Source organism: Agrobacterium sp. GW821-FHT14E08, from assembly GCF_058803865.1.
Window position 1 is genome coordinate 150,891 of record NZ_JBXAPJ010000001.1, and the last position, 12,766, is coordinate 163,656.

Here is a 12,766-nt window from a genome sequence, read left to right on the forward strand (position 1 = left end):
CCGCCGCTCGACCAATAAGCGGACGCTGCGCTCAAGGAGAAAATATATGTTGGCCGAACCTTACCACATTAACGGCTGTCGTCACCCCTGATGCAGAATATGCGCTGCCTTCACAGCCGCCGATGCCCGGTTTTCCACCCCGAGCTTCACATAAATCTGCTCCAGATGCTTGTTCACCGTTCGCGCGGAAAGGCCGAGAATATCGCCGATATCGCGGTTGGATTTGCCCTTGGCGATCCACAGCAGCACTTCCGATTCCCGCGCGGTGAGGGAAAAATGCTCGCGCAGCAGGTGATCGCCGGATTTCTCATTGGCGGCGGTGAGGCGGAAGAGGAATTCATCCGGCCCCATGGCGCCGAGGAAGGACAGCTGCAGGGCGGGCCGCCCGGCCTCGGTGATGGTCAGCGGCAGGTCGCGGCCGGTTTCCGCCGCCGCCCGTTCTGCGAGCCAGCGGCCGATATGGCTGGTGACGATTTCCATGCCGTCGTCGCGGCCGGTGGCGGCGTTGACGAGGCGCGTCGCCTGTGGCGTCGACCAGTGGATGGCGCCATTGGCGCGCACGGCAAGCAGGTGGCGGCCGGCGGCGTCGAGCGCGACGCGGGCGCTTTGTGCCGAGCGGGCATTGGAGAGATGGACGCGGATGCGGGCGCGCAGCTCGTCGATGTTGATCGGCTTGGTCAGATAATCGACGCCGCCGGATTCGAGCGCCCGCACCACATGTTCGGTCTCGGTCAGCCCGGTCATGAAGATGACGGGCACCTGCGCCACCGCCGCATTGGCCTTCAGGCGGCGGCAGGTCTCGAAACCGTCCATGGCCGGCATGACGGCGTCGAGCAGGATGATATCGGGCGTGATGCGTTCGGCAATGTTGAGCGCGGCCTGGCCGGAGGTGGCGATGAGGGCGGAAAAGCCTGACTGTTCCAGCGCATCGGTAAGAAACCCGAGAGCTTCCGGGCTGTCATCCACCAGCAATACGATGTCTCTCGGGGCCGCCGCCTGACCGCTCATGCCTTGCCGTCTCCCGTGTCGTTATCCGCAAACCGTTTGAGAAAATGCGCGTAACCGGCCAGATCGAAGGCCTGCACATAGGTGCCGAGCTCCTGCGTGAAGGGCAGGTTTTCCGTGTTGCGGGCAAGATCGGCGAGTTTCGCCTCGATGCCGCGTATGTAGCCTATTTCGCCGAGCCGCTGCAAATCCTGAATGTGAATTGCACCGGGATGGACGATCTGCGCCACCGGCGGCGGCGATGGCGCGGGCGGCATATCCGCCTCGTAGATCCATTTCAGGCCGAGATGGACGGCAAGCCTGTCGCAAAGCTGGCGGATATCGACGGGCTTGGCGATGGCGTCATTGTGGTTGTCTTCTCCAGCACCCGCCACGGTCCCGTCGCCGATATTGGCCGAGAGCATGATGAGCGGTGCAGTCTGGCCGGCTTCACGCAGTTTCGTCACAAGCTGCCAGCCGGTCATGCCGGGCATGGAAATATCGATGAGAAAGAGGTCGGGCTTCACGCCTTCTATGAGCGTCAGGCATTCCGGCCCGCTCTGGGCGGTCAGCACCACGAAATCGAGCGGCACCAGCACCTGCCGCATCAGCTCGCGGTGATCCTCATTGTCATCGACCACGACGATGGTGCGGCGCGGGCCGGAATAGGAACGGATGGTCTTTTCCGCCGCCGGCGCCGTGCTTGGTCGGTGCACGGCTGACAGCATGAGGCGCACGCGGAAGGTGGAACCCTCATCCTTTGCGCTGGAAACGGAAATTTCGCCACCGAGCGTATTGGTGAGGAGCCTTGTGATGGTGAGGCCAAGGCCGAGGCCGGGCATGGGGCGCACGCTGTCTGCCTCGCCGCGCTGGAAGGGTTCGTAGATGCGGGCGAGGTCTTTTTCGGCAATGCCGCGGCCGGTATCGGAGACGGTGAAACTGGCCACCTGGCTGCGATAACCGACATCGAAGGTGACGGCGCCCTCATCGGTGAATTTGATGGCGTTGGAGATGAGGTTGACGAGGATCTGGCGCAGCCGCTTTTCATCGGTGCGGACATATTGCGGCAGGGCCCGCGACCGGTCATGGCGGAACTCCAGCCCCTTGGCCTGCGCCTGCGGGCGGAACATGTCGACGATCTGGTCGAGGAAATCCTGAATATTGATCTCGTTGGAATAGACCTGCAGACGGCCCGCCTCGATCTTGGAAATATCCAGAAGCCCGTCGATCAGGCCAGACAGGTGATCGGCTGAACGGCGGATGACCTTGATTGCCGATTGCCGGGGCGGGGGAATGGTGTCGTCGCGCTCGAGAATCTGGGCATAACCAAGAACCGCATTGAGCGGCGTGCGCAATTCATGGCTGAGGCCGACGACATAACGGCTCTTGGCGCGGTTAGCGGCCTCGGCCGTTTCCTTGGCGTCCTGAAGGGCGGCGTCGGTCTTCTTGTGAGCGGCGATTTCCTTCAGCAGCAATGTGTTCTGGCGGGAGGATTCCTCTTCCGCCACCACCCGGCTGTCATGGGCAAGCACGAGGAACCAGCAGACGATGCCGGCAATGACGGCGAAGACGAAAAACACGATGAGGATGGTGCGGTTCACCACATCGGCCGTTTCCGGCGAGGCGGTGCCGACCTGATGGGCGATCATCGCGAGAATGCCGCCGATGGCGGTGGCGGCAATCGCCGCCGCCATGCCGTAGCGGCCGAGCCGGGTGGCAAGCTTCGCCACCAGCTGATCCGGCAGGAAAGATTTCGCGACGGTGGCGACCTGATAGTTCAGCTTGGCCTTCGGCTTGCACATGTCGTGACAGCGGCTGTCCAGCGAGCAGCAGAGCGAACAGATCGGCGCGGCATAGGCCGGGCACCAGGCCATGTCCTCCGGCTCGAAAGGGTGTTCGCAGATGGAGCAGGTGATGCTGCTCTCTTCACGCCATTTCTGGCGCGGTTTGCGGGCAAGATAGAATTTGCCCTTCGTGCCCCAGGCAATCAGCGGCGAGGCGATGAAGGCGACGATCAGCGTCAGATAGGGTGCGAGCGATGCGGCGAGCGGTCCGAAGGCCCCGAAATGCGCCATCAGTGCAATGGTGGCCGCAAGCGCCATGGAGCCGACGCCGACGGGATTGATATCGTAAAGATGGGCGCGCTTGAATTCGATCCCGGGCGGGGCAAGGCCAAGCGGCTTGTTGATGAAGAGATCGGCGGAAATGGTGCAGAGCCACGCCATGGCGATGATGGAGAAGATGCCGAGTGTTTCTTCCAGCAGCCGGTAGATGCCGAGTTCCATCAGAAGCAGCGCGATCGCGACATTGAAGACCAGCCAGACGACGCGGCCGGGATGACTGTGGGTGAGCCGCGAGAAGAAATTCGACCAGGCGAGCGAACCCGCATAGGCATTCATGACGTTGATCTTCAGCTGCGAGACGACCACGAAGGCGACCATCAGCAGCATCGCCGCCGTCTCGTTGGGGATCATGTAACCGAAGGCGGTGAGATACATCTGCGCCGGATCGGCGGCGCGATCCACCGAGACGCCGGAGCTGAAGGTGAGCACCACGAGGAAGGAGCCGGCGAGCAGCTTCGGCACGCCGACGACGACCCAGCCGGAGCCCGCCAGGAACACCGCAATGCGGTGGCGCAGGCGGCTTTGCCCCTCGGCCGGCAGGAAGCGCAGGAAATCCACCTGTTCGCCGATCTGCGACATTAGCGCCAGAATGACGGCGGAGGCCGCGCCAAATTCCACGAGGTTGAAATCCGCGACCGTTCCCGGCGGGCCGGAAGCATGGTGAATACCGGCAAAGGCGCGCCAGAGATCGTATTTCTCCCAGTCCGACAAAGCGATGAACACGAAAGGCAGGACGTTGAGGATGATCCAGAAGGGCTGGGTGATGATCTGGAAACGGCTGATGAGCCGCACGCCATGGGTGACCAGCGGAATGACCATGACGGCCGAGATGATGTAGCCGATCCACAAGGGTATGCCGAGCGCCAGTTCCAGCGCGCCGGACATGATCGACGCTTCAATGGCGAAGAGCATGAAGGTGAAGGCGGCATAGATCAGCGAGGTGATGGTGGAGCCGATATAACCGAAGCTCGCGCCGCGCGTCAAAAGATCGATATCGACACCGTGACGGATGGCATAACGGCTGATCGGCAGGCCGACGGCCAGCATGGCGACGGCGGCGACGAGGATGGCGTAAAAGGCGTTGGTGGTGCCATAGGAGAGCGTGATCGCCCCGCCGATGGCTTCCAGCGCCAGAAAGGAAATCGCGCCGATGGCGGTGTGGGAAATGCGGTTGGAGGAAAATTGCCGGGCGCTCTTGGCGGTGAAGCGCAGCGCATAATCTTCCAGCGTCTGGTTGGCGACCCAGCGGTTATATTCGCGCCTGACGGGGATGATGCGTTGCCGTGCGGCCATGCCTATCGAGCACCTTTCCGCAACGGGCCTCTCACAGCCGCACCGACATGCCGCCATCCACCGTCAGCACATGGCCGTTGACGAAGGAGGCCGCGTCGCTGGCCAGAAACAGGGCAGCGCCGGCGATTTCATCCGGCCGGCCCCAGCGCTCCAGCGGCACCCGCAGCCTGGCGAAGGCCACCATCTCAGGATTTTCGGCAAGGGCGGCATTGGTTTCTGTCGCGAACATGCCGGGCGCGATGGCGTTGCTGGTGATGCCGCGTGCGCCATATTCCACGGCAATCGCCCGCATCAGGCCGGTCAGCCCCTGTTTGGCGACGGGATAGATCGCATCCCCCGGCCGGACGATATGGCCGAGAATGGAGGTGATGGTGATGATGCGGCCGTAACCATTGGTGTTCATGGCCTCCGCCGCATCCCGTGACAGCGAGATGGAGGAGGTGAGGTCGGTGCGGATCAATTCCAACACGTCCTCGTCGCTGAATTCGGCAAGCGGGCGGCGGTCGCGCGCGCCGACATTGTTGACGAGGATATCGAGATGGCCGAACTCGTCCATGATATGGCGAACAAGGGCGCTGCCGGCTGCGGTATCGGCAATATCGAAGGCGGCGTAATCGGCCTTGCCGCCAGCCTTGCGCAACGTGTCGACCGCCTGTTCCAGCGTTTCGGCATTGCGGCCGGTCAGCCACACATGCGCGCCCGCTTCGGCAAAGGCGCTGGCGATTTCAAAACCGAGGCCGCGGCCGCTGCCGGTGATGATGGCCGTGCGGTTTTCGAGAGAGAATTTCTGGAGAATGCCCATCGCTCACCTTCTTGCTTTAGAGCGTCGGACCGAAAACGACGGTGCGGTTTTCGGAAAATCCGAGGCTGTTGGTCAAAGCCACGCCGCTTGTTTGAGGTTGCGTATGGGAAGACTATGCCGTGTGCGGCGCTCGGCGAAAGGTCGCCTGACCGGCCCGGCCGTTCGGTGGACAGAAAAATGGCGTCGCCCGGTTGCGGGCGACGCCATGTCTTGGCTTATCAGGCAGCAGCCGACTTTGCGAGCGGCACTTCTGCGATCGTCTTCAGAACGACGGAAGCGATCTGGTAAGGGCAGCCCTGCGAGTTCGGACGACGGTCTTCAAGGTAACCCTTGTAACCGTTGTTGACGAAGGAATGCGGAACGCGGATCGAGGCGCCACGGTCGGCAACGCCGTAGGAGAACTTGTTCCACGGAGCGGTTTCGTGCTTGCCGGTCAGGCGCAGGTGGTTGTCCGGACCGTAAACGTCGATATGCTCTTTCCAGTTCTTGGCGAAAGCGGCCATGAGGGCTTCGAAATAGTCCTTGCCGCCAACTTCGCGCATGAACTTGGTGGAGAAGTTGCAATGCATGCCCGAACCGTTCCAGTCGGTGTCGCCGAGCGGCTTGCAATGGAATTCGACGTCGATGCCGTACTGTTCGCAAAGACGAAGGAGCAGGTAACGGGCGATCCAGATCTGGTCGGCGGCGCGCTTGGAGCCCTTGCCGAATACCTGGAATTCCCACTGGCCCTTGGCCACTTCGGCGTTGATGCCTTCGTGGTTGATGCCGGCTTCGAGGCAGAGGTCGAGGTGCTCTTCAACGATTTCGCGGGCAACCGAACCGACATTCTTGAAGCCGACGCCGGTGTAATAAGGACCCTGCGGAGCCGGGTAACCCTGTTCCGGGAAGCCGAGCGGGCGGCCGTCCTGGTAGAAGAAATATTCCTGTTCGAAGCCGAACCATGCGTCCTCGTCGTCGAGGATGGTTGCGCGGCTGTTCGAAGCATGCGGGGTGACGCCATCGGGCATCATGACTTCGCACATGACGAGTGCACCGTTGGAGCGGGCCGGGTCGGGATAGATCGCGACGGGCTTCAGCACGCAATCCGACGAGTGGCCTTCGGCCTGCTGCGTGGACGAGCCATCAAAGCCCCAAAGCGGCAGCTGCTCGAGTGTGGGGAATTCGTCGAATTCCTTGATCTGGGTCTTGCCGCGCAGGTTGGGGACCGGCTTGTATCCGTCCAGCCAGATGTACTCGAGTTTGAACTTAGTCATTACGAACCTCTCATAGGTAACAATGCGAAGCCTTGAGGCCTCCCGTGGCTTTGGCCACCGAAGCGCATTCGCGTTCAAGGGCTGACCCCTTAGATGCATGCCGCGTGCCAGATTGGCGATATCAGGCGATTTTTTCGAAAAATCTTTCAGGCCCCCTGTCGCGCAGGAGCCTGGATATCGCGCGTGGCTGGTTCTGCTGCGCTGCGGCAGGCAAATTCACCCCTCATGTTTCATCATTGAATCCTGATAGATAGCTGGCGTCTCCCGGCGGAATGCCCTGCTGCGGTGCAATGATTTCGGTTGCGCGCGAGGGATTGGCATTTGCCCCAAAAACCGGCGCTTTCGGAATGGTTTTTCTTGTAGATGAGACGATTAATGCCTATATTTTTCGCAAGGTGATTTTTTTTTAATCAAACGGAGCGAATCTGGCCTTTGCGGGTTAGCTCCAGACATAAAGTGCTTCGATGCAAACAAAGTGAGATGATCGAAATGGCAACTGGCATTCATCGCGAGACGGCAACGATCTATCAATTCCCGGTCGGCGGGCGCGCGGGTCTTTCCAAGTTCCGCAACAGCAGCCTCAGCGACCTCGAGCGTCAGGCGCAGGAGCCGCATATCGATTTCGGTTCGTGGTATCACGACGATGCGATCCGCGACGAAGAGCGGAATGACAAGCCGCATTCCTGATGGTCGCATTCCTGATGTGAGACCGTGCCGCGCATTTCTTCTCCCCGCCGGGGAGAAGGTGACCCGAAGGGTCGGATGAGGGGGCAACCCCTCCGTATATCGCGGCGCTCGCCCCCTCATCCCGCCGCCGCGGACTTCTCCCCGGCGGGGAGAAGAAACAAGCTGAGGCCTCCTGCTTCACAGACAAGCACCTTCAGGTTCAGCTTATTCCCAACCCCTCATGCATCTTTCGCCACCCCGCCTACGTCAATTGACGTATACGGTTTCGCTCTCACGAGATCGATAGTCCCTTCCAGCAGCGGCCGCAGATGCCGCTGAGCCTCCACGAGAGGCCAACAAGGAGAGGGGTTCTTCCGATGATATTCCGCAAGACGCTTAGTGCCGCGCTGCTTGGCGCGATCCTGTCCACCACCGCCTTCCACGGTGCTTTTGCCGCTGACGACACCATCAAGGTTGGCGTGCTGCATTCGCTGTCCGGCACCATGGCCATTTCAGAGACGACGCTGAAGGACGCCATGCTGATGCTCATCGACGAGCAGAACAAGAAGGGCGGCGTGCTCGGCAAGAAACTCGAAGCCGTGGTGGTCGATCCGGCTTCCGACTGGCCGCTTTTCGCCGAAAAGGCCCGCCAGCTGATTTCGCAGGACAAGGTCGCCGCCGTTTTCGGCTGCTGGACGTCTTCCTCGCGCAAGTCGGTTCTGCCGGTCTTCGAGGAACTGAACTCGATCCTGTTCTATCCGGTTCAGTACGAGGGTGAAGAATCCTCGCGCAACATCTTCTACACGGGTGCTGCGCCGAACCAGCAGGCCATTCCGGCCGTAGACTACCTCGCCAATACCGAAGGTGTCGAGCGCTGGGTTCTGGCCGGCACGGACTATGTCTATCCGCAGACCACCAACAAGATCCTGAAGGCCTACCTGATGTCGAAGGGCGTCAAGGAAGAGGACATCATGATCAACTACACGCCGTTCGGTCATTCCGACTGGCAGACGATCGTGTCCGACATCAAGAAGTTCGGCTCGGCCGGCAAGAAGACCGCCGTGGTCTCCACCATCAACGGCGACGCCAACGTGCCTTTCTACAAGGAACTGGCGAACCAGGGCATCAAGGCTGAAGACATTCCGGTCGTCGCCTTCTCGGTCGGTGAAGAAGAGCTTGCCGGTCTCGATACCGCACCGCTGGTCGGCCACCTTGCCGCCTGGAACTACTTCCAGTCCGTCGATGCGCCGGTCAATGCCGAATTCATCAAGACCTGGCATGCCTTTACCAAGAACGACAAGCGCGTGACCAACGACCCGATGGAAGCCGCCTATATCGGCTTCAACGCCTGGGTAAAGGCCGTCGAATCCGCCGGCACGACGGATACGGACAAGGTTCTCGACTCGATCATCGGCGTTTCCGTGCCGAACCTTTCGGGCGGCTACTCCACCGTCATGCCGAACCACCACATCACCAAGCCGGTGCTGATCGGCGAAATCCAGGCCGATGGCCAGTTCGAAATCGTGCAGCAGACGCCGCAGGTCGTGGGTGACGAGTGGTCGGATTATCTGCCAGACTCGAAGGATCTGATCTCGGACTGGAGGAAGCCGATGTCTTGCGGCAACTTCAATGTGGCCAGTGGGAAGTGCGGCGGCAAGGGTAGCTGATTAGCGGGTGGTTGCCGCCCCCGTTGTTGGGGGCGGTTTTATCATTGGAAACTGAGCAAGAATTACCCCCTCTGCCCTGCCGGGCATCTCCCCCTCAAGGGGGGAGATCGGCAAGGTGCTTTCTCGCCGCTTCATTCTCAAACATCGAGATGGGCGAGACCTCGCCACAGGTCGATCTCCCCCTTGAGGGGGAGATGCCCGGCAGGGCAGAGGGGGGTAAAGCCGCATATTCAGGTCGCGCCAAATTCAAACGCCCTGTCGTAAAACGCCCAAGGAACCCGACATGACGATCCGATCTTTTCTCGGAGCCATCTTCCTCTGGCTCAACCTGGGGATCGCAGCCCAATCCTTCGCGCAAAGCGAGCCGAAGGCGCTGATCGACCAGCTCGGCACGGCGGATTTCAAGCAGGCCGAAGTGCTGATCGGGCAGATTGCCGCCACGGGCGATGCGCGTGTCGTGCCGGCGCTCGAGGCTTTCGCGGCGGGCGATCTTTATGTGCGCAAGGCCGACAATCTGGTGTTCATGACGAAACCGGCAGGTTCCAATTTTACGCTGATCGATCCGCTGACCGGCGAAAGTGCGGGTGAAGCGCCGAAGGCGGCTGTCAGCAAGATCAAGGTCAACAATAATCTGCGCCGGGTCATCCGCGCCGCACTCGGCGGCCTGACCCTGCTCAGCCCGGAAAAATCCGTGCGGCTTTCCGCGGCCGATGCGGTTCTGAAAGCGCCGAGCGCGGAAAATCTCGAATTGCTGGAAGCGGCCATCGCCAAGGAGACCGATACTGAGGTGCGGACCCGGATGGAGGAGGCGCGGGCTGTCTCGCTGCTCTCCTCCGAACGGTCGCTCGAAGAGAAGAGGCAAGCAATCGCCACCATCAAGAGCCTTGGCGGGCGCGATGCCATCGGCATTCTGATGGCGGCTTCCGCGTCGGTGGATCAGAGCCTGAAACCGGATATCGACAGCGCCATATCGAGCATCGTAAGCTCCCTTGCCTTCTGGGACTATGCGCAGAATGTCTGGTACGGCCTGTCGCTCGGTTCCGTTCTGCTGCTCGCCGCTATCGGCCTTGCCATCACCTTCGGCGTGATGGGCATCATCAATATGGCGCATGGCGAGATGGTGATGATCGGCGCTTACTCCACCTTCATGGTGCAGGAGGTGATCCGCACGCATTTCCCCGGCCTGTTCGACTGGTCGCTCGCCATTGCTCTGCCCGCCGCCTTTCTGGTGACGGCCTTCGTCGGCCTCGTGATGGAGCGCGGCGTCATTCGTTTCCTTTACGGGCGGCCGCTCGAAACGCTTCTCGCCACCTGGGGCATCTCGCTCATCCTGCAACAGGGCGTGCGCTCCATCTTCGGGCCTACCAATCGTGAGGTCGGCAGCCCGAGCTGGATGTCCGGCTCCTTCAGCGTCGGTTATCTCAATTTCACCTGGAACCGGGTGTGGATCGTCTGCTTCTCGCTTTCGGTCTTCTTCGCGCTGCTGGTTCTCCTGAAGCGCTCCGCCTTTGGCCTGCAGATGCGCGCCGTGACGCAGAACCGCCGCATGGCCTCCTCCATGGGCATCCGCACCCCTTGGGTGGATGCCTTCACCTTCGCGCTCGGTTCGGGCGTTGCCGGTCTTGCCGGCGTGGCGCTGTCGCAGATCGACAATGTCTCGCCCAATCTCGGCCAGAGCTACATCATCGACAGTTTCATGGTGGTGGTGTTCGGCGGCGTCGGCAATCTCTGGGGAACGCTGGTTGGCGCCCTGTCTCTCGGTGTGCTCAACAAGTTCCTCGAACCGACGGTCGGCGCCGTGCTCGGCAAGATCCTCGTGCTCGTTCTCATCATCCTGTTCATCCAGAAGCGGCCGCGCGGTCTCTTCGCACTCAAGGGAAGGGCGATCGAAGCATGATTACCGGCTTCCTCCTGCGCGCGCTCGACCGCCGCATCTCCATCGCCATCGGCATCATTCTGGCCATCGCCGTGCTGGTGCCTGCCTCCAACCTGCTTTTGCCGGCCGACAGCGCGTTGCGCATCCCGACCTATATCATGTCGATGCTCGGCAAATATCTGGCCTATGCGCTGCTGGCGCTCGCGCTCGATCTCGTCTGGGGTTATTGCGGCATTCTCTCGCTTGGCCATGCCGCCTTCTTCGCGCTCGGCGGTTATGCCATGGGCATGTATCTGATGCGGCAGATCGGCACGCGCGGAGTTTATGGCCATCCGGTGCTGCCTGATTTCATGGTGTTCCTCAACTGGAAGGAGCTGCCGTGGTTCTGGCAGGGCTTCGACATGTTCTGGTTTGCGGCGCTGATGGTGCTTGTCGTGCCGGGGCTGCTGGCCTTCGTGTTCGGCTGGTTCGCTTTCCGCTCGCGTGTCAACGGCGTTTATCTCTCCATCATCACCCAGGCCATGACCTATGCGCTGCTGCTCGCCTTCTTCCGCAACGACATGGGTTTCGGCGGCAATAATGGGCTGACCGATTTCAAGGATATTCTCGGCTTTTCCGTACAGGCGGATGGCACTCGCGCCGTGCTGTTTGCCATGACGGCGGTGATGCTGGCGATCTCGCTGCTGATTGCGTCTGGCATCGTCAATTCCAAATTCGGCAAGGTGCTGGTGGGCGTGCGCGATGCCGAAAGCCGGGTTCGTTTCCTCGGCTTCAGGGTGGAAAACATCAAGCTCTTCACCTTCGTCGTTTCGGCCATGATGGCGGGCATTGCCGGTGCGCTGTTCGTGCCGCAGGTGGGCATCATCAATCCCGGCGAATTCTCTCCCGCCAACTCCATCGAAGTGGTGGTGTGGACGGCGGTGGGCGGGCGCGGGACGCTTATCGGGCCGATTATCGGTGCGCTGCTGGTGAATGGCGGGAAAAGCTACTTCACCGGCGCTTTCCCCGAATTCTGGCTGTTTGCGCTGGGCGGGCTGTTCATCGCGGTGACGCTGTTCTTCCCCAAAGGCATCGTCGGCACGCTGCAACACTATCTGGCCCGGCGGCGCGAAAAGCGGGTCGCGCTTACGGCAGGCGACGTCCAGCCGGGCAATGACAGCGGCTCGACAGTGACGCAACAGGCGGCGGAGTGAGGCGGATATGAACACGATTTCCGAAAACAGAACGAAAAGCCTGCTTTATCTCGACGGCGTCTCGGTGTCCTTCGATGGTTTCAGGGCGCTCAATTCCCTCTCCTTCGTGGTGGAACCCGGTGAGCTTCGCGCCATCATCGGCCCGAACGGTGCTGGCAAGACGACGATGATGGACATCATCACCGGCAAGACAAGGCCGGATACGGGCACGGTCCTGTTCGAAGACAGCATCGACCTCACCAAAAAGGACGAGGCGGATATCGCCCAGCTCGGCATAGGGCGGAAGTTCCAGAAACCGACGGTGTTTGAAAGCCATACCGTCTGGGACAATCTGGAGCTGGCGCTCAACCGCAAGCGCGGCGTGTTCGCGACGCTGTTTTACCGGCTGACGGAGGAAGACAAGGCCCGCATCGAGGAAATCCTCGCGACCGTGCGCCTCGGCCACCGCCGCGGCGACCTCGCCGCCAACCTCTCGCACGGCCAGAAACAATGGCTGGAAATCGGCATGCTCTTGGCGCAGGAGCCGAAGCTCTTGCTGGTGGACGAGCCGGTGGCCGGCATGACGGATGCGGAAACCGCCGAAACCGCCGTGCTTTTGAAGGAAATCGCCAAGACCCGTTCGGTGGTGGTGGTGGAGCATGACATGGGTTTCATTCGCGAGCTGGGAGTGAAGGTGACGTGCCTTGCCGAAGGCTCGGTGCTGGCTGAGGGGTCGATCGATTTTGTGTCGAACGATCCGAAGGTGATCGAGAATTATCTGGGGCGGTGATGGTGGTGTTTGCGCTCGTGATACCCCCCTCTGCCCTGCCGGGCATCTCCCCCTCAAGGGGGGAGATCAGATGCCGCACCCGCCCGTTCCATGGGCAGAGTTTTCGCCGCTTGCCGATCTCCCCCCTTGAGGGGGAGATG

The 12,766-nt window shown here is 61.2% G+C and carries 9 protein-coding genes; 5 read left to right on the top strand and 4 right to left on the bottom strand.

What is annotated here, in order from left to right; genetic code table 11:
• Positions 1-81: 81 nt before the first annotated feature.
• The 4 genes from AC1ROR_RS00720 to AC1ROR_RS00735 form a co-directional block, all read right to left on the bottom strand.
• Complete coding sequence (locus AC1ROR_RS00720) at positions 82-1,008, bottom strand: response regulator (RefSeq protein ID WP_498588329.1); 927 nt, start codon at positions 1,006-1,008, stop codon at positions 82-84.
• Complete coding sequence (locus tag AC1ROR_RS00725) at positions 1,005-4,400, bottom strand: hybrid sensor histidine kinase/response regulator (RefSeq protein ID WP_498588330.1); 3,396 nt, start codon at positions 4,398-4,400, stop codon at positions 1,005-1,007. Before AC1ROR_RS00725 ends, AC1ROR_RS00720 begins: the two co-directional genes overlap by 4 nt.
• A 31-nt stretch (positions 4,401-4,431) precedes the next feature.
• Positions 4,432-5,202 carry an SDR family oxidoreductase gene (locus tag AC1ROR_RS00730; RefSeq protein ID WP_498588331.1) on the bottom strand — a complete coding sequence of 257 codons (771 nt, stop codon included), beginning with the start codon at positions 5,200-5,202 and terminating at the stop codon, positions 4,432-4,434.
• Positions 5,203-5,420: 218 nt separating this feature from the next.
• Positions 5,421-6,455, bottom strand: a complete 1,035-nt coding sequence (locus AC1ROR_RS00735; protein WP_003520621.1) for a glutamine synthetase beta-grasp domain-containing protein — start codon at positions 6,453-6,455, stop codon at positions 5,421-5,423.
• Between the two features lie 480 nt (positions 6,456-6,935).
• Between AC1ROR_RS00735 and AC1ROR_RS00740 the strand changes: the two genes are divergently transcribed.
• From AC1ROR_RS00740 to urtD, 5 genes are all read left to right on the top strand, one after another.
• Positions 6,936-7,142, top strand: a complete 207-nt coding sequence (locus AC1ROR_RS00740; RefSeq protein ID WP_003520619.1) for a DUF2735 domain-containing protein — start codon at positions 6,936-6,938, stop codon at positions 7,140-7,142.
• Between the two features lie 356 nt (positions 7,143-7,498).
• Positions 7,499-8,788 carry an urea ABC transporter substrate-binding protein gene (urtA, locus tag AC1ROR_RS00745; protein ID WP_035219970.1) on the top strand — a complete coding sequence of 430 codons (1,290 nt, stop codon included), beginning with the start codon at positions 7,499-7,501 and terminating at the stop codon, positions 8,786-8,788.
• A 283-nt stretch (positions 8,789-9,071) separates the two neighbouring features.
• On the top strand, positions 9,072-10,685 hold the full coding sequence (gene urtB / locus AC1ROR_RS00750; RefSeq protein ID WP_498588332.1) for an urea ABC transporter permease subunit UrtB: 1,614 nt from the start codon (positions 9,072-9,074) through the stop codon (positions 10,683-10,685).
• Positions 10,682-11,857, top strand: coding sequence for an urea ABC transporter permease subunit UrtC (gene urtC, locus AC1ROR_RS00755; protein ID WP_498588333.1), 1,176 nt, complete (start codon positions 10,682-10,684; stop codon positions 11,855-11,857). The genes urtB and urtC overlap by 4 nt, the downstream gene beginning before the upstream one ends.
• 7 nt (positions 11,858-11,864) lie before the next feature.
• Positions 11,865-12,626, top strand: coding sequence for an urea ABC transporter ATP-binding protein UrtD (urtD, locus tag AC1ROR_RS00760; RefSeq protein WP_020808761.1), 762 nt, complete (start codon positions 11,865-11,867; stop codon positions 12,624-12,626).
• Positions 12,627-12,766 lie beyond the last annotated feature (140 nt).

Coding starts and splice junctions, on each gene's coding strand:
- AC1ROR_RS00720 (WP_498588329.1), bottom strand. CDS start 1,008: ATGAGCGGTCAGGCGGCGGCCCCGAGAGACATCGTATTGCTGGTGGAT.
- AC1ROR_RS00725 (WP_498588330.1), bottom strand. CDS start 4,400: ATGGCCGCACGGCAACGCATCATCCCCGTCAGGCGCGAATATAACCGC.
- AC1ROR_RS00730 (WP_498588331.1), bottom strand. CDS start 5,202: ATGGGCATTCTCCAGAAATTCTCTCTCGAAAACCGCACGGCCATCATC.
- AC1ROR_RS00735 (WP_003520621.1), bottom strand. CDS start 6,455: ATGACTAAGTTCAAACTCGAGTACATCTGGCTGGACGGATACAAGCCG.
- AC1ROR_RS00740 (WP_003520619.1), top strand. CDS start 6,936: ATGATCGAAATGGCAACTGGCATTCATCGCGAGACGGCAACGATCTAT.
- urtA (WP_035219970.1), top strand. CDS start 7,499: ATGATATTCCGCAAGACGCTTAGTGCCGCGCTGCTTGGCGCGATCCTG.
- urtB (WP_498588332.1), top strand. CDS start 9,072: ATGACGATCCGATCTTTTCTCGGAGCCATCTTCCTCTGGCTCAACCTG.
- urtC (WP_498588333.1), top strand. CDS start 10,682: ATGATTACCGGCTTCCTCCTGCGCGCGCTCGACCGCCGCATCTCCATC.
- urtD (WP_020808761.1), top strand. CDS start 11,865: ATGAACACGATTTCCGAAAACAGAACGAAAAGCCTGCTTTATCTCGAC.